This window comes from Variovorax ginsengisoli, from assembly GCF_030811835.1.
In the GTDB taxonomy this organism is placed as follows: Bacteria; Pseudomonadota; Gammaproteobacteria; order Burkholderiales; family Burkholderiaceae_C; genus Variovorax; species Variovorax ginsengisoli_C.
The window spans coordinates 78654-98046 of sequence record NZ_JAUSRO010000018.1; the positions used below are offsets into that span (position 1 = coordinate 78654).

Sequence of the window (19393 nt, forward strand, 5' to 3'; positions counted from 1 at the left end):
CCAGAATCCAGCGGCGAAGCAGGTTCGCGTTGACGCCGTTGGCCAGGGCGATGGCAGCGATCGAGACGCCGGCAGCCGTGTGACGTACTGGCCCGAGATGCCCCAGTCCACCGCGATGCTCACGCACTCGTGGCTGAAGTCATCAGCGACCGTCAAGCACTTGATGCGCCGCCCCGTACTCAGGCTGTCGCTAACGAAGTCCATGCTCCACACCTCATTTGCCGTCGTGGCCAATCGCAGCGGCACGCGTTCACTGGTCGGGCGCTTGACCTTCTTGCGCTTGCGCACTGCCAAGTTGGCGGCGCTGTAGAGCCGGTAGACCTTCTTATGGTTCACACCGGGGAAGTGCGAGCGCACCATGTCGTGGATGCGCCGATAGCCGAAGCGCCGGCGCGCGTGCGCTCTCGACGATCTTGCTGCTGAGCTCTTGCGTCATGGCATCGGCTTCGGGTGGGTTGCGGTAGCTGTCGCGGGAGAGCCCCACAAGCCTGCAGGCGCGCCGTAAGCACGCGGCGATGTCATCTTGACGCTGCGCGCGCCGAGTCTCATATACGTTCTGTCAGAGGTTGCCAACGATGGGGCAGCAGTTCCTCGATGCGGCTGGCTGGCTGGGTGGGCAATCGGTCCATCACGTCGCGCAGGTAGGCGTACGGATCGTGCCCATTGAGCTTGGCCGAGTGCACCAGGCTCATGATCGCGGCGGCGCGTTTGCCGGCCCGCAAGCTGCCGGCGAACAGCCAGTTGCCGCGCCCGATCGCGATAGGACGGATCTGGTTCTCGACCCAGTTGTTGTCGCACGGCACGGTGCCGTCGCCGAGGTAGCGCGTCAGCGCAAGCCATCGCTTCAAGCTGTAGTCGATCGCCCGGGCTGTCGCCGATCCCTCGGGCACGCGCGTGCGCTGCGCCTGCAGCCAAGCGTGCAAGGTCGCGGCAATCGGCTCGGCCTGTGCCCGACGTATTCGACCTCGTTCAGCTGTTCGACGTCAAGTTGGACGAGATCGGGCGTGGCGTTCATAGGGAGATATCTTGGCAGCGGTAATGACGGCTCAGCCGGCAACGACAACGCAACGAATTCCCCGACGACCGCACTTCTAGGGACGGCCGCTAGCCGGAGCCATCAACTTCGGCGAACTCTGAATAGATCCGCTTAGTCGCCTACTAGTCAGGTTCCACTCAGAATTCCAATAAAAGAAAGAGATGTTAATTCCCTCATAAGAAAAGTCATCGAAATGTCACAAAGCAAAGGCCACACCCTGCTAATCTAGAACAAACTGCAAGTGCTTAAAGATTTAAAAAATGCTTCCTCATCCGAACCAACGCGACCTTAGTTGGTCTTCTGATGCAGGGTCAGACAAACACTATCCACTAGATTGAAGGATGAAAAAATACTCTCGCGCTGCAGTTTTTGCGATTGCAGTTGTCAAGGCGATCTATCCGATCGAAGCTCTTGCGATCGATTCCAGCAGCGCAGCGGCGATGAGTTCGGCTGAAACAGAGGTACAGAGAAAAGCCTCGACCCTTCGAGGCATCCTCGCATCCCAGGGACTCGATGATATCGTTTGGTGGGATGAAAAATATGCTGTCAAATTCGGCAAAATCCGTGATGCAGCAGACACCTTCTATCGATGGTCTGCAATACAAATATTGGACATCGCGATCAGTAACGATGGGGTGACAGAACCAGTTCCAGCTGATGTGATCGCGCAGATTCGAGGGTACTTCAATCAGAATGGATTCACCAATAGAGTCTACGGAAGAGTGCAGACCTACACGGGACGAAGCGATGCGCTGGGGAGTGTGGGAATATTGAAATTGGCCGTTGATAAATTTATCGCATCAAGAATATGGCCAAGCGATCCATTGAAAATATTACCCATATTGGTATGAATATGCAGTTAGAGCACATTTACGACGTCGGGCCTATTTTACAAATCTATGGCCGCACTCATCCAGAAAACCCCACCGCCACGGCAGATCCGATAGCAAACTACGAGATCCTCCGTGAAAATTCAGTTGGAAATCTTGTGGTCATCGGGATCCCAAATTCCGTGCTCTTCAAAAGGAAGTGCACTGCCGAAGAGGTCGTATCGGCTGTTTGCCTTCCTTTTTTTGGACTATTCAGGGTCGATATTTTTCACGTAGGTAACTGATATGACTGTAAATAGCCTTACAACGCTCATTACTCTTGATATGCCAATGTTCTCGCAGAGCGGTGGCTATATCAATCAGTAATGATTGATGCGATCAATCGAGACCCTACGCTCGTTGTGACTTGCTCCCTCCCAGCCGTACCAGCGTAATGGCAGCGAAGTCCGTCAACCTGGAGAATGACGGACATGAGAAAGAGCAGATTTACCGAGGAGCAGATCATCGGTTTCATCAAGCAGGCCGAGGCCGGTTTGCCGATGAAGGATCTGTGCCGCAAAGGCGGCTTCAGCGACGCGAACCCCGGTGTTGGTCATCCGGTTGATGAACGTGACGCGAAACGAGTGAAAGACCGTGCGCAGTTCCTTGATGCCCACCAGGTCCAGGTACTGCCCGAACCGGCGTGAGCAATTGCGCGAGTACGGTCATGCGGTCGTGGCCGGTGCGCTCGGCGATCGCCGAGACAGACAGGCCCTGATTGTGCAACTCCAGAATCATCATCAGACCCTTCAAATTGACCACCTGACCCTCCGGCGACGTGTGCGTGTCCCCACATGGTCGGCCCGCCTGCGCTTCAACTCTCAAACTGGGGAGTATTCATCCGGCGGTGACATGCGGCTCACCTCAGGGTTTCTCCCGTGAGCCGCATGCTGGACCGCGGTATAAGAGTCTGCATGGGCACCGATGGTTCGGCTTCCAACGACACACAGGATCTTCTCGAGACGCTCAAGCAAACGGCGCTTTTGGCCAACCTGGTAGGTCAACGTCCTGGGGCGGCCTGCCTGGACCCGCACCGCGCGAGACTGGATATCATTATCAATGCGGATGTCCTCTCTCGCGTGTCAGTACCGCGTCGACCGATAAAGCTTGCCGCTGATGTAGATGTCGACCACGCGCGGCGAAGCTGCTGGTGCCATCGTCGTGATCTGCTCGAAGGCCTCCACCTGCCAAGGCGGTTGCTCTGCTCCCGCATTGACCATCATCAGACCGAGCCGTTGGCCGACGCACACCTTGTCGCGCTGCGGCTCGTTGATTTGCCCGCCTTCTCCAATTCCCCGCTGGATCACCATTCCTTCGGGAAGCTGGATGCCCGGGCCTGAGCCCAAAATGATCGGCCTGCCGGGTCTCTGCGCTTGCGTGAGTTGCGCGAAGACCGTCGGCGTCAGCTGCAGTGCCATCCGGTCCGCAGCCAGGGTGTCGGTACCTTCGGGGCAGGCGTCGAACATTCTCATCCCCGGCCTCATCATCGCCGGTGCTCCTTCCTCACACGTCGGAAATGGATCCTTGGGATGTTTGCTCTGACCTTCAATGAAACGTCTGATGGGCGGCCTGCATTCGTTCTGGGCCATCGGGCCTGCGGGATCGGCCAAACAGAGCAGCACCTTGCAGCCGTAATCGTCCGCGTGGGCCGGACTGAAGGCGAGCGCAGCGTAGAGCAGGGCAGTCGCAAAGGGCGGTTTCAGCATGAAGGCACCTTGATGCAGGTCTATCGGAGTGCGGATTATAGATTGTCGGTTGAATTGTCAATTGGGTTGCTTTATGGCGTCGCCTGCGTAGCAGGCCCAGGCTGCCGTACTGCGCATCGAGCCGCGTAGCATCTCGCCCCCTTCGGGCTTGCATCCCTGACGCAATTGGGCTGGCGTAGCGGGCGCGACGAATTCATCCGGATTCGCGAGGAAATGATCCCCATCATCCACCGCCGCGAGACCGCCTATGTGCCAGACCGACCTGGGCATGAACTTCACAGTCGCGCCAGCAAGCGGGATTGGTGCATGCGCTGGAGAGCCTGGCACGGGACGTCTCGGTGGGCAGCGTCTCTAATGCATTGGGCTATGCGACGCCGAGCGAGTTCGTCGCGATGTACCGGCGCGCCTGCGGCGAGTCACCGGCGCGGTAGTTTGTGAAAGGCACGGACGTGCCCAGCCCTATGTAGCCGTGCGTGCTCGCCAGAATAGTGGCATCGCGCGCCCTGGCCGAGTCCCAAGATCACGGCCCACGACAGGGCGATTTCGATCGGCGCATACGCCAGGCCCAGCGTCCCCGCCAGGCGTAGCAGCACGGTCACCACGATGTGGGGTCGCTGGTCGCGGCTGCGGTGGGCCAGAAGCGGCGCTACGAAACTGGCCACCATCAGGCTGACCTGCGAGAGCGAGAAGACCTGTGCCGCGGCGGCGAGCGTCGCGCCGCGATCCGTGAGGATCGTGGGCATCCACGGCAGAAACACGTACAGCTTGAGCACCTGCAGGCCGAAGAACAAGGTGATCGACCATGCCGTGCAGTTGCGGTATACCGCGACCGCAGGCGTGACGCTCCCATCAGCAGGTGCACCCATGCCGGGTGCATGCCGCAGTTGCGGCAGCCATGCCACCAGGGCCAGCAGGGCGGGTGCCGCCCACAGGTCGAGTGACTGGAAGGCCCATGTCCGGTCCGCACCCAGCAGTTGGTACAGGGCAAAGGAGGCGCTGGCCCCCAGCACGGCGCCGACGCCCGGCATCAGCGCATACAGGCCCATGACCATGCCCATGCGCTGCGGCCCGAACTGTTCTGGCTCGCGGCCCATCAGCCCGAGCTCTTGGACGCTGCGCTCGTGCTCGAGCGCAACGCGCTCACTGGACGGCACGGTCGATTCGACGCGGTCGAGTTTGGCGCCAACTGGGAGGAGCTGGTCCGCACCGGAGACAGCTTCCCGAGCAGCCAACCACCGTGGGCCTGGGTCGCAGCTTCGCGTGGAACCAGTGGGCGCGCGTGAACGACGTGGTCGATGAGCGCTTCAAGGTTCGCCGCACTGCGAAACGCCGCTTCATCGCGATCGCCGACGCCATGCGTGGAGCTGACAACGCACTGGACCGCCGTGCGACGAAAGCACCGGTTCAAGCCTGAGCACAGGCTGCGCATTCCCCCCATTCTGGAGAGGCACCACGACACCACCACCGATCACGGAGGCAGGGGGGTGGCTTGCTGTTCCCTTCAACGTAGCACGTCGTTCTCGCTGTCAAGGCCTGCGTGCGCGCCAAGGCGCGCACTTGCGTCCTGCGGCCGTCGACGAGCCCTGACAACTGCGCTGCGCCGTGCGGGTACCGGTACCGGGCAATCCCGCCCGATTCACGGAGCAGACAATGTCGCAATATTCCCTCTCGTTCGAAACCGCAGTTGGCACGTCCGTCCTCATGGTGGGTGACGCAACCGGGCAGTACCGACCAGCTGCAGCATCTGAGGTGCTTCGCGCTGCACAGGATCTTCTCATTAAGCAGCTGCGCGGAACGTTCGTCTTAGACTCGCCGAAGCTCGTTCAGGAGTATCTCAAGGCCAAGCTCGGCATGCTGGAACATGAGGTCTTTTCCGTCCTGATGCTCGACTCGCAGCACCGCCTCATCGAATACGTCGAGCTGTTCCGCGGCACGGTGTCACAGACATCCGTTTATCCCCGCGAGGTCATCAAGGAATCACTGGCGCGCAACGCTGCAGCGCTGATCCTTGTGCACAACCATCCGTCAGGCATCGCCGAACCTTCGCGAGCCGATGAGCTGCTCACCCAAAACCTGAAGACCGCACTCTTCATGATCGACGTACGGGTCCTCGATCACATCATCGTGGCCGGCAACACCGTCCTCTCCATGGCACAGCGAGGCCTCGTTTGAGAGGGGGGGCGTTGCCCCCTTTTTGCTTCGCCAGGCTGGAGCAGAACTACCCTGCCCAGACTCCACCCGTCAAGAAACAACCTCTTGACGCTTCACCACTAGGCATCAGCGGGCGACAGCGCGTCAGAATTTGCCATCGGTTTTCACGGTGCGCGTGCTCGGCTTAGGAAACGACGTGTTCGTTGCGTCGCAAAGCAGCAGTGGCGCTCAGGGCGAGATGTTCTCGTACAACCTCGACAGCGTGATGCAATCGCTTGGGGGGCGCACTGACGGCCGCACAGCGGCAGGCGCTGACGTCCAACGAGCGGTGCGCGCTGGGCCGATGCGCTTTAGCGGACGGGTGGCCTTGGGTTGGCATTGCACTGTCCCGATGTGCTCCCTCTTTGCCGTGGCACGGTTCAATCGCATCATGTCGCGGCGTTGACGTCGGGCTCTCGCAAAATCGCCGCCGGCTCCGTTACCCGTCGCATCGCTACCAACGCCTCAATGAGAACGCAACTTCTCTCACTTGCCATGACCGTCGACCAACATGACCAAGGGGACTATTTTTAGGCCTTGCTCGAATCCTTTGATCACTCCACAGAATTCGAAACTTTGATGGAGTCCATGCATGGTTTCTCTACCTATGTCGAAGCCCTGGACGCTGGCTTCGCCGCGATGAAGGCAATTTCCGAAGACCTGTCCAGCGGGCCGCGCGAAGAGCTTCCCATCGAGGAGGAGTTTGACGACGAACGCGATGAGGATCGAGACTTCTGAGTTCAGCGTGTGCGCTACGGCGTGCGAGGTCCGAAAGGCATGGCGGGCTGAGTGACCGGCGGCCGCTGCGGATACACCGAGTTCCCGAAGGCATTGCCCATGCGATGCCCGGTCGCGGCCCGGTTGAACACGCCCAACTGATTTCCTGGGCGTTGCACGATGGCCTCGGACCCGAGCGTCGGATCGTGGGGTGGACGTGTGCCCTCGGTTGGGCGCAGTCGCTCGCTCAGACAGGCATAGGACGGCGCCCGGGCGCCGTCCACCTCCACCTCAATGCAACTCGGGGCAGCATCTTTCGGTGGGTCGTTGGGCCCCGAAGCCAGCACGGAACCCGTGAGGGCCATCAATCCCAGGCCCAGCGAGATCGATGATGGCCAGTACTTTCGCATTCGCGCCCCAATCATGCGCGACTGCGCCACACACCGAATTCTAGGTCGCATGCGTGACGCGCCCGTGAAGCTTGCGCAAGCGCATGCAGTCCTTTCTTATTTCATGAAGTTTTTGTGACAAACGACAGTCGCTGTCCGGCTGTCGCGTCTATGTATCGGTACGCAACTGCGACACGCAGCGCTTCCATCATGGCCACTTCAGGCTGTGCGCAGTGCCTCGCTGTTGTACGCGACGGCGTTCGGCGTCGCGGCGCATCAATCTTGAAGATCGAGTTGGACACATGCATGAACTGAAAGAGAACAGGTCACCGGCGCTCTGGAAAGCAATAGGCTTGGCTGCTCTGAGTCTGGCGGCGCACGCGACCGCGAGCGCCCAGGCGTCCCCGACGCCTCAGGCTTCTGCCGCGGCACCCGAGGCCTCACGCAAGGTTGACGTGGTCGAGTACATCGTGCGTGGCAACACCGCGCTGGATGTCCGCGACATCGAAGCAGCCGTCACGCCCTTCCTGGGACCCGAGCGCACGATGAAGGACATTGAGGGCGCGCGAGATGCGCTGCTCGCGGCTTACCAGGCCAAAGGCTTTCAGTCGGTGTATGTCGACCTTCCCGAGCAGCAAGTCACCGAGGGCCTCGTCTTCCTTCAGGTCAACGAAACCCGCGTCGGTCGTGTGCGCGTGGTCGGCTCCGAATACACGTCACCGGTCGATATCCGCAACCAGGTGCCTGCCCTGAAGGAAGGCCAAGTGCCTGACTTCAACCAAGCGCAAGTGGAGCTCACCGCAATCAACCGTGGACCAAAGCGGCAGGTTATGCCACTGGTCAAGCAGGGCACGATGCCGGGCACCATGGACGTTGACCTGAAAGTCGAGGACGAGAGTCCGTGGCGCGCAAGCGTCGGAATGAACAATGACTACAGCGCAGACACGCGCAAGCTCCGCGCTACCGCATCGATCGGCCACGACAACCTCTGGCAAATGGGGCATAGCGCGTCGATCAGCTTCTTCGGCGCGCCGCAGGACCTGAGCCAAACGCAGGTGATCTCGGCGTCGTACGTCGCGCCGATTCCGGGCACCAACTGGTCCCTCGAGGCGTCGGGCTACAAGTCCGACAGCGAGGTTGCGACAGTCGGCGGCACTGACGTGCTGGGCAAGGGTCACTCTATCGGCATGAAGGCGACGTACACGGTGCCCAACACGGGCAACTGGTACCACGCGCTGAGCGCCGGCATCGACTTCAAGGACAACGAAGAGGCGTTGCGCTTGGGACGCACCGGCGACGTGGTGCCGCTCAGGTACGCACCGATCACGCTGGGCTACAACGGCTTTCTGCAGTCCGAACGAAGCCAGTACGGCATCGGCTTGTCGATCGTTGTCGGCACCAGCAGCGCATTCGGCTACGGCAGCGACTGGCAGGCGTTCGATTACAAACGCTACAAGTCCTCACCGAGCTTCATGGTGCTCAAGGGCGACGTCAATGGCAGCCATACCTTTGAAGGCAATTCCCAGTTGGGTTTCCGCCTGTCGGGCCAATTGAGCGATTCACCTTTGATCTCCAGCGAGCAGATGGCCGCAGGCGGCATGAACTCTGTTCGCGGCTATCTTTCTGCCGAGAGCACGGGTGACATCGGCCTGGTCGGCTCCCTGGAGTGGCGCACCAAGCCGCTGGAATTCTTCGGACCGACGATTGAGAACTGGCGCGTCTATACCTTCGCCGATGCCGGCCGGCTTCGACTGAAAGCACCGCTGCCTGATCAGCAGAGCGGCTTCACGCTCGCCTCCGTGGGTTTCGGTACCACCTTGCGCATCGGTCAATGGGTCAACGCACGCATGGACGTGGGCTATCCGCTCAAGGCCGGCGCGCGGACAGAAAAGCACCATACCCGCATCAATTTCAGTGTGACGGCCAACTACTGACCGTCGACTCGGCATCCGAAATTCCACCATTCATTCCTACGAGCTTCCGGAGAACTCTGTCATGCGACGCACACTATTTGCTCTGCTTACCTTGTTGAGCATGTTCCTGCCGAGTCTGGCGCACGCTTGGTGGCAGCCCGATTGGGCTTTCCGCAAGCCTCTGACCATCGATGGCGGCCCGCAGGCCGGTGCCATCGGCGGGGAAGCTGGCCGCACGCCCGTGCTGGTGCGTCTGCACACGGGCAACTTCAGCTTTCAGGGCGTGAGCGAGACGGGCGCCGACCTGCGCTTCGTCGCGGGTGACGACAAGACCGTGCTGAACCACCAGATCGAGCAGTTCGATCCGCTGCTCGGTATGGCGCTGATCTGGGTGGACGTGCCCTCTGTGGGCGCCGGCGCGCCACAGAAGCTGTGGATGTATTACGGCAACCCCAAGGCCCCGGCTTCGGGCAATGGTCAGCGCACTTACGACCCCGACTACACGCTGGTCTATCACTTCGCCGAAGCGAACGTTCCGCCGCGTGACACCACCGCCTATGGCAACCATGGCCAGACCGCAGTGATGAGCCTCGACGGCACGGTGATCGGCAAGGGCGCCCAGCTCGGTCGCGGCCCGCTGATGCTGCCGGCAACGCCATCGCTGGCACAGCAGGCCGGCGCGCCGTTCACCTTCTCTGCATGGATCAAGCCCGAGCAACTCGGCGCGCAGCAGGTTGTCTATGCCCGTCGCGACGGCGCCAACGAACTGGTGATCGGCGTCGACCAAGGCATACCTTTCGTGCAGATCAACGGCCAGCGCAGTGCACCGGGCCAGCCGATCCAGGCCGGCCAATGGTCGTACTTGGCCATGAAGTCCGACGGCAAGAACGCCACGCTCTATGTGGGGGGGCGACCGACCGTCTCGGTCGCTGCACCGACGCCAGCGCTCAGCACTGCCGCCGCCATCGGCGCTGACACAGTTACGACTGCCGCGCTTGCCACCTTCACCGGCGCGATCGATGAAGTTCGCATCTCCAAGGTCGCGCGTCCCGATGCCATGCTGGTGGCCGATGCCGTTTCGCAAGGCGCCGAATCGCGTCTGGCGGTATTCGGTGCCGACGAGCAGCAGGCCGGCAAGAGCCACTTCGGCTTCATCCTGGCCGCGATGCCGCTGGACGCGTGGGTCGTCGTTGGCCTGCTTGGCCTGATGATGGTGCTTTCGTGGGCCATCATGATCGGCAAGGGCCGCAGCTATGGCGCTGCCTCCCGCGCTAACGCTGTCTTTATCCGTCATTTCCGCGAAGCCGCCGGCGCTCCCCTTGATCGGCTGGCCATGAGCAACAGCGTGTCTGAGACAGTCAAAGCCGACTCTTCGCTGTGGCGCCTTTATGAAGTCGCGATCGACGAGATGCGTCGCCGCCATGAACGCGGTTACGACCTGAGCGCCGTGTCGGCCTCCACCATCAGCGCCATCCGGGCAGCGATGGACGGTGTCATGGTGCGTGAGAACGAGCACATGTCCAAGCGCATGAACTGGCTGTCGACGACCATCGAAGGCGCGCCCTACGTCGGCCTGTTTGGCACTGTGATTGGGATCATGCTGGTGTTCGTGGTGGCGGCCATGGCCGGTGCCGTGGACATCAACTCGGTCGCTCCCGGCATGGCAGCAGCCCTGCTGTGCACCGCTGCCGGCCTTGGCGTCGCCATCCCCGCGTTGTTCGGTTACAACTGGCTCGCTTCGCGCTCGGACGCTATCGGCGCCGACATGGCTGTGTTCGTCGACGAGTTCGTGACGCGCCTGGCAGAAGAGCAGGGCGAAGGCCGCGCGCTACCCAAAGCCGCATCAATGCGTGCAGGGGCACCGCAAGGCGGCGATGGTATCGAAGGCGGCTGGCCCGCGTCGGCCCATAGCGCGGCCTGAGGCAGAACGGCACCATGGCAAACCCCAACAGGTTCGGTACGAAGAAGCGTACCGGCGGCATCAACATCACGCCTTTCGTCGACGTTCTGCTGGTGGTGCTGGTGATTTTCATCCTCACCAGCAACGCCAGCATTCCGGGCATCAAGGTGGACCTGCCGAAGGCGAGCTCGTCCATTGCGCTCGAGAAGCCAAAGACGAAAGCCATCACGGTGGACAACGCTGGGCAGCTCTTTCTCGATGCATATCCCGTGACGCTGCCTGAGCTCGAGGAGCGGCTGCGTACCGAAAAGGCGCTGACGCCCGACTTCCCGGTCATCGTCCGCGGCGACGCGGCGGTGCAGTACGCCAAGGTGGTCGAGGTGCTTGATCTGCTGCGCCGAATCGAGCTGAATCAGGTCGGTCTGGTGACCGGCAAGCCGAGCTGAGGGCCCCTTCGTGAACCTTGCCAATCCAACCCCCGATCGGCCCACGCCGATGGATGCGGCCGGTCTGTGGCGCCGCTGGGGCGGGCTCGTCATCGGTGCAGTGGTGCTGGCCTTGCTCGTGACGCTGGTCTGGCATCTGCTGTCTGACACGGCGAGCCAGAAGCGTCAGGTGGCGGACGCGCCCATGCTGATGCTGCCACCACCGCCACCCCCCCCACCCGAGCCGGAGAAGTTGCCTGAACCCGAGCCCGAGAAGATCAAGCCGGAGATCGTCGAGCGCGAGCCGACGCCGGTGGAATCGACCGATCCACCCAAAGACGAAGCACCACCGAGCCCGTCGCAAGACCTCGGTGACCCCGTGACCATCGACGGCCCGGCGCAGGCCGGCACCGACGCCTTCGGCATTGCGGCCGGGCGTGGTGGCGGCATGACCGGCGGCACCGGCGGCGGGCTGGGCAGTGGGTCCTACGGCCGCTACGTTGCCAATGCGCTGCAGCAGGCACTGGCGCGCGATTCGCGCACCCGGCAACTGACTTTCGACGACATCCAGATCGACCTGTGGCTCGACGCGGCTGGCAAGACCGCACGGGTGCAGTTGGTGAGGGGCACTGGCAACGCGCAGGTCGACGAAGCCGTGTTGGCCATGGTCCGCGAGATGAACCGCATTGATGAGAGTCCGCCCGCCTCGACCCGCTTTCCGATGCGCGTGTCCATGCGGGGGCGTCGGCCTTGAAAGCTGCTTGCATTCCGTCCAACCTTTTTTGAGCGAACCAATGATCTATTCGAACAATTTCCGACGCAGCGCGCAGTCGCTTGCGGTTGTATCCGCCATCGCCTTGTTCGGCGCCATGGACACGGCACATGCGCAGCAGCCCACCCCCTTGGGGGACAGCGCGATGGTGCGACTCATCCGTGGCCTGATGCAGAGCGGCACCCTGACGAAGGACGTCGGCGAGGCGTTGCTGGCGCAGGCCCAGACCGAAGCCATAGCCGCGCAGCAGGCGCAGCGCCAAGCGGCGGCGCCTACGGCGGTCGCAGGTGGCCTGCGCGTGGAGCCGGGCGATGTGCGTGTGCCCTACATCTCGCAGACTGTGCGTGACCAGATTCGCGACGAGGTCAAGGGTCAGGTCATGGCGCAGGCCAAGACCGAAGGATGGGCCGCGCCCAACGAAACGCCCGAGTGGAGCAAACGTATCCATGTTGAAGGTGACATGCGCGTGCGCAACGAATCGCGCAGCTATTCAGGCGGCAATAGCAATATCGAGATCAACTGGGGTGCCATCAACGAAGGCAGTGGTTTTGATGTCAACCCGACCACCAACCTGGCGTTGCCTTCGCTGCTCAACACGCGACAGGACCGCCGCAATCAGCTGAAGGCGCGAGCGCGGCTGGGCATCTTCGCGGACATCACCGATCAGACGAAGGCCGGCATGCGCCTTGCCTCGGGCAGCGACGACAGCCCGGTGTCGACCACGCAAACGCTTGGCGGAGGCCTCGGAAAGAAGAACGTGTGGCTCGATCAGATGTGGCTCTCGCACAAGCCCCAGGAATGGCTCACGATCACCGGTGGACGCTTCGGCAATCCTTTCGTCTCAACCGACATGTTGTACTCGAACGACCTCAACTTCGACGGCATTGCCGCGCAGTTCGACAAGACGCTGGCCAACAAGGACATCTCGCTTTTCGGTACGCTGGGGTTGATCCCGCTTGAGTATTCGTCGGACAGTTTTCCGAGCCGCAGCCAGGACAAGCAGTCCAGCGAAAACAAATGGATGCTTGGTGCGCAGTTCGGCGCCAATTGGAAGCTCGACAAGGAGAACAGCGTGCGCGGTGCGCTGGCTTACTACGACTTCCACAATACCGAGGGCCAGGTGTCGCAGCCATGCGCGCTGTACGCCGGCGCCGAGGCCTGCAGCACCGATTGGTCGCGCCCCGCTTTCATGCAGAAGGGCAACACGCTGATGCTGCTGCGGAACATCGCGCTCGACCCTGCGAATCCAGCCAATACGCCGCAGCCGCAGTACGTCGGCTTGGCCTCAAAGTTCCAGCTGATCGACCTGAACCTGCGCTGGGACACCAAGGTGGCCGGCTACGGTCTGCGCCTGGATGCGAACTACCTTCGCAACCAAGCCTACGACAAGGCCAAGATGTTTGCGCATGCGCAAGGCGGTATCGTCAATAACTTCGGCGGCACCGGTGGCACGTCGGAAGCTGACTTCCAGAGCGGTGGCAATGCCTACAGCGTGCAGGCGACCTTCGGCAAACCGAGCCCGGCGGCGCGCGGCGACTGGAATGTGCTGGCCGGTTACAAGCGCATCGAACCCGATGCGCTACCGGATGGCTTCAACGATTCAACCTTCCATCAGGGTGGCACGAACGCCAAGGGTTATTTCCTGGGTGGCTCCTATGCGATTGACAAGAACCTCTGGTTCACCGGCCGCTGGTCGGCCACCAAGCAGGTCTTCGGTCCGCCACTGGCAATCGACACGCTGCAGCTTGAATTCAATGCCCGGTTCTGAGGAGCGACCCTTGATCTTCAATCCAATTGCCAAGACGAAGGTGCTGCGCTCGTGGGTCCCTCGATGGCAGGCAGCGGCGCTGACCATTCTCGCCATGCTTGGATGCGCCACCGCAGCGGCGCAGGTGACGCAGAGCATGGAGGAGCGGCTGCGTGCGCAGTTGCGCATCACGACCGCGCAGCTCCAACAGGCCCAGAACGAACTGTCTGTGCTCAAGGCCGCTTCGCCGCAGGCCAAGCCGGCCGCTTCGGCCGCTGTAGATACTGACCTTGCTGCGCTCCGCAAGGAACTGGCGCATGCGGAGGGGCAGCTGAGCGCCGAGCGGCACAGTCGTTCGCAAGCCATGGAGAACAACCAGCAGTTGCGCACACAGGTACAAGCCGTGACTGAGAAGGCCTCATCTCAAGTAGCGCAGTACCGCCAAGCTTACGACGAGCTATTGAAGATGGCGCGCGCTTCGGAAACTGAACGCCAACGTCTGGCGGCCGATTCGGCGCTGCAGCGCACGGCAGTGACGCAATGCGAGGCCAAGAACGCTCAGCTCTACGCGGTCGGCCAGGAGATCCTGCGCGCCTATGAGACCCTGGATGTCGGCCGTGTGCTCGCCTCGCGCCAGCCCTTTGCCGCGCAGAGCCGCGTCAAGTATGAGCAGATTGCGCAGCAGTACGGCGACAAGCTCTACGAAGGACGTTTCGATGTGCGTAGCGTGGAGACCTCGGCGGCTGCGGCAGCTGCTGCGAAGACGAACTCCGCGCCTGCGAATCCCGCACCGGCCCCGGGCGCGGCAGAGCCGGCCAAGTGAGGGGCCATGGGCTGATCTTCGATCGCCAAGCCAGCCTTGCGACTTAGGAGCGCGATTGCTCTTGCAGGTTGATATGCAATGAAGGCATTCCGATGTCGGGGCCGCAAGATGTTGGCGCTCAGAAGATGGCGTCTGATCTTTTTTACGTGTGAAGGTATGGAGAGAAATGAAACCCATCAACAAGCGATCGAACTGCATTGCACCAGGGGTTCGCATGGCCGTCGGCGCGATGCTCGTGGCGTGCCTCGGCGTTGCGGCTGCCCAGGCGCCACGCCCAACTGTGGCGCGCCTGGGCGATCTGTCGATCGGGCAGGCCGAGGTCGAGCAACTGATTCAGAGCGTGCCCGAGGCTGAGCGCGCCGCTCTCAAAGGCAACCGTGCAGCGATCGACAACTGGCTGCGTCAGCGTTTGGCCAGCGAGGCAGTGCTACGCGAAGCACGCAGCAAGGGATGGGCTGAACGGCCCGAGGTGAAGGCGCGCGTTGACGCAGCGACGAAAGAAATTACGCAACGCATTATCAGCAGTAGTTACCTCGAATCCGTGGCGCAGGTGCCAGTGGATTTTCCTTCGGACGCCGAGCTTGCTGCGGCCTATGAGCAGGGCAAGGCGGGCTTTGGGGTGCCGGCAATCTACCGTGTGGCGCAGATCTTTCTGGCGACGCCGACCGATGACCCGGCCGCCACCGCCAAGGTGGCAACCTCAGCAAAGACGCTGGCGGGTGAAGCGCAGCATGGCGACTTTGCCAACCTGGCCCGCACGCGTTCCGAGGACAAGCCCACCGCCGAGCGCGGCGGTGAGGTCGGGAGTCTGACGCTCGCCCAACTGTTGCCGGAAGTCCGCAACGCAGTCTTGGCGCTCAAGGTCGGCGAGGTGAGCGACGCGGTGAAGTCCGACACCGGCTTTCACATCGTCAAGCTGCTCGATATGCAGCCCGCGCGCATCGCGACGCTGCAGGAGATGACGCCACGGTTGCAACTCGCCCTGCGTCAGCAACGCCAGCAACAGCTGGTGCAGGCGTACTTGAGCAGCCTCGCGCCGCCCGCCAGCGTGACCATTGACAGTGCAGCCCTCGACGCGGCGCTGCGCAAGGCTCCCTGATCCCTGCAAACAGTTACTTGCCTAGACATCTCGAACTCAAGCGCGCAGCGCATTTCCAGAGCGAAAGAACACTCATGACCCCATCCCCCATCTCCTCTTCTGCCGATATCGCCACACCGGAGTTTCTGCAGACCCTCAATGCTGGTGTAGTGTCCGATGCCATCAAGGCCGTGGGTTGCGCCGTGACGGCTGTTGAACAAGATGGCGTGCTGCGCCTGCATAGCGCCAGTCATGGCATCGGCTTCCAGGTCCTATGGGGCAACCCCGCAGGCGCCGGCGAGTACAGCGATATGACGCTGAGTTGCCCCTTGCGCGTGCAGGGTGGACAACTGCCTGACGGCGTGCTTTCCTTATGGCACCGTACCAAGCGTTTCGCACGTGTCTCCCAACACGGTGATTTCGTCGTTCTGGAGATGGATGTGGTGGTCGCCGGTGGCGTGACGCTGGCACACGTGGTGCTCACCATGCAGTTATGGACGCAGATGATGGGCCAGTTTTTCTTGCACCTGCGCAACTTCAAGGCCGACGAAGGGGCGGCCGCACCGCAGGAAGAACCAGCTGCTGCTTGACCCGTCCATAGCCTCCGAAACCACCATGTCGAGGATGAAGCCTGACGTCGCTTCGACGCTGCAGGATATGAGTGGGCCGGATTCGCCCACGCATCGTGCGCTTGTCGGCACGTCGCGGCAGGCCGAACGCGTGCGCCGCGCGGAGGCCGCGCGTCTCCGTCAACGCGCAGCACTTCTGGAACTCATGGCGCGAGCGATGGCCGATCTCCACATATCGATGTCGGAGTTGAGCGAGGCTCGACGCGCCTTCGGCGGCCCTACACACCGTCCCGACCAGTGTCGTCCTTGAATCCTGGATTGGGGGTGCCCCGTCTTTGCTGGCGAATTGTCGGAGCGGCGTGGGCGACCCGATTGCCTCCAATCGGCATCCAGCGTCAGGCTCCGTGGTGAGTGAGACCTGCGACGGCGAGTTCGGCTTCCATTCGGCCGCGTAACAAAAGAGTCACGGATCGGTGTCACGATCATGCATTCAACAATGGTGTCCGGTCCTTGTCGAGCCGACTACTTCTCCCATCGCGATGCCCAAGGTTTGTTTGCACGCCATAACACTCTCGTGCCAGTGCAATGCATGGACCTTGGTCTAGATGGGCTCGCACTCGGCCCTTTTGAGCCGTTGCATGCTCGCTCTGGCGGTGTGCGTACCCGCTTCGCCGTGTTGGGCGTCTGATGGATCCACCCCGCTGTCGAGCGGTGAAAGGTCGGCGTCGTCCATGGCGTCATCGCCAGCGGCCGACGCTCTGTTTGACTTCGATCTTCCGGCGCAGCCCTTGATCGATGCACTCCAGCACTACGGCGTCTTGACACGGCAGCCTGCCTTGTTTCGCAGCGAGATCGTCGATGGCCGCACCTCCGCGGCTGTGTCGGGCCGGTATTCGGCCGAGGAGGCCTTGCATCTGCTGTTAGGAGGCACAGGCCTGGTCGCCGAGAGGTTCGGTCATGACGCGGGCAGTGCATTCGTCCTGAGGCCAATGCTCGACGCCAAGGCAGACGGCACAGGTGTCGCCAGCCTGGGTGGCATGGATGGCTATCCCCGCCTGATTCAGACCCGGGTGTGGCAGGCACTGTGCGCGAACTCACGCACGGCCCCTGGTAGGTACCGCTCGCTATTGAGTTTTCGTGTCGACGCTTCGGGCCAGATCCAGCGGGTGCGACTTGTTGTTTCCAGCGGTGATCGGGAGCGCGATGCCGCCCTGCTCGATGTTCTGGGGCGTGTGCGCATGGGGAGCACCCCGCCATCCGACCTGGCGCAGCCTGTGGCCGTCCTTGTGTTGCCACACGAAGCAGGCGCTGTCATGCGCTGCGATCAGGTCCAGGGGGGAGGGTGACGATGTCGGAAGACGCACCTGCCGTCCTCTCGGACTACCTGATCAGGCACTATGACAGTCTGAAATCACGCGCAGCGCGGATGCTGGGCAATCGCGACTTGGCCAGCGATGCACTGCAGGACGCCTGGCTTCGTGTCAACAGCAAGAATCCAGACGAAACGCTGATTCACAGTCCTGCAGGTTATCTGTTGCGCATGACGGTCAATATCGCGCTGGACATTCAGCGCCGCCAGAGCAGGTCTCTTTCGCTCGATGAAGTCAGTGAGCTGACGGAAATGGCAGATGCAGCGCCCGGCCCCGAGCAGGTGGTCACGGACCGTTCGAGCATCAAAGACCTGCGCCAGCACATTGATCGCTTGCCCAAGCGGCAGCGCCAAGTCGTGCTGCTTGTGCACTGGGAAAATCTCGAGCAGAAAGAGGTGGCCAAGCGCCTCGGCGTGTCACTGCGGACGGTCGAGTCGGACCTGAAGAAGGCGCATGACTACCTGATCGCCAGGAGGGACGCATGAAAAAAGTATTTATGCGGCTGGTCGTCGTGCCATACGTCCTTGTATGTGGAACACGCAAATACCTGCATCGCAGTCTGGGTGCGCGTCCGAAAGGCGCCTCTCGACGGGAGACCGCCTGGATGCGCGGTCTGATGTCATGAAGAGATCTGCACGCGAAAGTATGCCGTTAGACGAACTCGAGCGACAGGCCTGGTCCTGGCTGCGCCGGCTCAATTCGGGCGATGTTAGGGTTTCGGACGCCGAAGCCTTCAAGCGATGGTTGTGCACGAGCCCAGCGCACAGATCGATCTTTGCTGCGGCCAAAAGGGATTGGGCGCTGATCGAGCCTGCGGCTGGCAGCGTGCTGCGCACCAACCCTGAGGCCGCCGCACTTCACGAACGGGCGCTCAACGGCCCCAATCACAACCGCCGCGTCTTTCTGGGCGCAGCCGCGAGTGCGGCCGCCGTGGCGGGCGTCGCAGTACTTCATCCGCAGATGGACCTCTGGCGTCCGTTGAACGAATGGAACGCGGACGAGCGCACGGCGACCGGCGAACAACGCACTTTCGCGGTGGCGCAGCGTATTCAGGTCATGCTGAACACACAGACCAGCGTGCGTCGCCAGACCGTCGGTAGCGGGACGATCGGCATCGACCTGCTGGCTGGGGAGGTTGCGGTGGATCTCATGGATCCCGGCGAACCATTCACCGTTCTCGCCGGCGTGGGCCGAAGCCGCGCCGAGTTCGGGCGTTTCGAGGTGCGACATCTGGACGGCAGGGTGCGTGTGACCTGCATCGAAGGCGATGTCAGTATCGAGCACCCGGCAGGACGGCGGGCGCTCGAGACCGGTCAGCAGGCCGTCTACGACGGTGTTGCCGTCAGCGGTGTCGGCAGTGTCGATGCGGCCGACGTGTCGGCCTGGCGCGAGGGAGAGTTGGTGTTCCGGCAGACACCGCTGGCGAGGGTCGTGGAAGAGATCAATCGCTACCGGTCGGGCCGCGTCATGCTGATAAATGCCGCGGCGCGCAGCAAGCCGGTGAGCGGCAGCTTCGCCATCGGCTTGCTGGATGTCGCGCTGGTCCAGTTGCAGCGCACTTTCGATCTTCATGCGCAGTCGTTGCCCGCGGGCCTCCTGATTTTGAGCTGAGTCTTTCAGGTACCGACTGTCGTGACGGACCGATGACGTGCTGCATGCCGTCGATTCGCTCGCGTCCGCCGATGCCGCATGCGCATGCCCGCAATACCCGTGAAAGCAGGGGGAATTGAAAAAAATCTGCGGGTGAGGGCAGTCGCCGTTCGTTCTTAGCCATCGGAAAGCGCTTTGCAGGGTGTCGGTGCACGCTGTGCGAAGTGCGCAATTTCCGGAAGCATGGCTGGTCGATGCGAGACGCCGGCCGATTCGACACATCGACTCCAACATTGGCA

Annotated in this window: 17 protein-coding genes and 3 pseudogenes; 16 read left to right on the plus strand and 4 right to left on the minus strand. The window is 62.0% G+C overall.

What is annotated here, in order from left to right; all coding sequences use genetic code 11:
• Positions 1–72: 72 nt before the first annotated feature.
• Positions 73–502: pseudogene (locus J2W36_RS23380) on the minus strand (IS3 family transposase); the annotation flags it as partial.
• A gap of 43 nt (positions 503–545) precedes the next feature.
• Positions 546–971: pseudogene (locus tag J2W36_RS23385) on the minus strand (IS66 family transposase); the annotation flags it as partial.
• A gap of 406 nt (positions 972–1377) precedes the next feature.
• Between J2W36_RS23385 and J2W36_RS23390 the strand changes: the two are divergent.
• Together J2W36_RS23390 and J2W36_RS23395 are read left to right on the plus strand one after the other, a co-directional pair.
• Complete coding sequence (locus tag J2W36_RS23390; protein WP_307692180.1) at positions 1378–1887, plus strand: hypothetical protein; 510 nt, start codon at positions 1378–1380, stop codon at positions 1885–1887.
• 449 nt (positions 1888–2336) lie between these two features.
• Positions 2337–2498: pseudogene (locus J2W36_RS23395) on the plus strand (transposase); the annotation flags it as partial.
• A 489-nt stretch (positions 2499–2987) separates the two neighbouring features.
• Here the strand turns inward: J2W36_RS23395 and J2W36_RS23400 are convergent.
• Positions 2988–3611 carry a hypothetical protein gene (locus J2W36_RS23400; RefSeq protein WP_307692181.1) on the minus strand — a complete coding sequence of 208 codons (624 nt, stop codon included), beginning with the start codon at positions 3609–3611 and terminating at the stop codon, positions 2988–2990.
• Positions 3612–4027: 416 nt separating this feature from the next.
• Entirely contained in the window at positions 4028–4765 is a 738-nt protein-coding gene (locus J2W36_RS23405; protein WP_307692182.1) for an MFS transporter, read from the minus strand.
• A 125-nt stretch (positions 4766–4890) separates the two neighbouring features.
• Here J2W36_RS23405 and J2W36_RS23410 point away from each other — a divergent pair, with 125 nt between their 5' ends.
• From J2W36_RS23410 to J2W36_RS23475, 14 genes are all read left to right on the plus strand, one after another.
• Positions 4891–5025: a hypothetical protein gene (locus tag J2W36_RS23410; protein ID WP_307692183.1), complete on the plus strand. Its 135-nt coding sequence runs from the start codon at positions 4891–4893 to the stop codon at positions 5023–5025.
• A gap of 236 nt (positions 5026–5261) precedes the next feature.
• On the plus strand, positions 5262–5783 hold the full coding sequence (gene radC, locus J2W36_RS23415) for a RadC family protein (RefSeq protein WP_307692184.1): 522 nt from the start codon (positions 5262–5264) through the stop codon (positions 5781–5783).
• A 606-nt stretch (positions 5784–6389) separates the two neighbouring features.
• The gene (locus J2W36_RS23420; protein WP_307692185.1) at positions 6390–6539 is read left to right on the plus strand and encodes a hypothetical protein; all 150 of its coding nucleotides are present in this window, start codon (positions 6390–6392) and stop codon (positions 6537–6539) included.
• A gap of 670 nt (positions 6540–7209) precedes the next feature.
• Positions 7210–8841, plus strand: a complete 1632-nt coding sequence (locus J2W36_RS23425; RefSeq protein WP_307692186.1) for a ShlB/FhaC/HecB family hemolysin secretion/activation protein — start codon at positions 7210–7212, stop codon at positions 8839–8841.
• A 61-nt stretch (positions 8842–8902) separates the two neighbouring features.
• Positions 8903–10741 carry a DUF2341 domain-containing protein gene (locus J2W36_RS23430; protein WP_370869376.1) on the plus strand — a complete coding sequence of 613 codons (1839 nt, stop codon included), beginning with the start codon at positions 8903–8905 and terminating at the stop codon, positions 10739–10741.
• 14 nt (positions 10742–10755) lie between these two features.
• The gene (locus tag J2W36_RS23435) at positions 10756–11166 is read left to right on the plus strand and encodes an ExbD/TolR family protein (RefSeq protein WP_307692188.1); all 411 of its coding nucleotides are present in this window, start codon (positions 10756–10758) and stop codon (positions 11164–11166) included.
• Positions 11167–11176: 10 nt separating this feature from the next.
• Positions 11177–11899, plus strand: a complete 723-nt coding sequence (locus J2W36_RS23440; RefSeq protein WP_307692189.1) for an energy transducer TonB — start codon at positions 11177–11179, stop codon at positions 11897–11899.
• Positions 11900–11939: 40 nt separating this feature from the next.
• Positions 11940–13685, plus strand: a complete 1746-nt coding sequence (locus J2W36_RS23445) for a putative porin (protein WP_307692190.1) — start codon at positions 11940–11942, stop codon at positions 13683–13685.
• A gap of 10 nt (positions 13686–13695) precedes the next feature.
• Positions 13696–14487, plus strand: coding sequence for a hypothetical protein (locus tag J2W36_RS23450; protein WP_307692191.1), 792 nt, complete (start codon positions 13696–13698; stop codon positions 14485–14487).
• 166 nt (positions 14488–14653) lie between these two features.
• A complete protein-coding gene (locus J2W36_RS23455) occupies positions 14654–15586 on the plus strand; it encodes a peptidylprolyl isomerase (RefSeq protein ID WP_307692192.1) in 933 nt (310 codons plus the stop codon).
• A 74-nt stretch (positions 15587–15660) separates the two neighbouring features.
• Entirely contained in the window at positions 15661–16155 is a 495-nt protein-coding gene (locus tag J2W36_RS23460; protein ID WP_307692193.1) for a YbjN domain-containing protein, read from the plus strand.
• A 710-nt stretch (positions 16156–16865) separates the two neighbouring features.
• A complete protein-coding gene (locus J2W36_RS23465; RefSeq protein ID WP_307692194.1) occupies positions 16866–17480 on the plus strand; it encodes an energy transducer TonB in 615 nt (204 codons plus the stop codon).
• A gap of 2 nt (positions 17481–17482) precedes the next feature.
• The gene (locus J2W36_RS23470; RefSeq protein WP_307692195.1) at positions 17483–17989 is read left to right on the plus strand and encodes an RNA polymerase sigma factor; all 507 of its coding nucleotides are present in this window, start codon (positions 17483–17485) and stop codon (positions 17987–17989) included.
• A gap of 160 nt (positions 17990–18149) precedes the next feature.
• Positions 18150–19115, plus strand: a complete 966-nt coding sequence (locus J2W36_RS23475; RefSeq protein WP_307692196.1) for a FecR family protein — start codon at positions 18150–18152, stop codon at positions 19113–19115.
• Positions 19116–19393 lie beyond the last annotated feature (278 nt).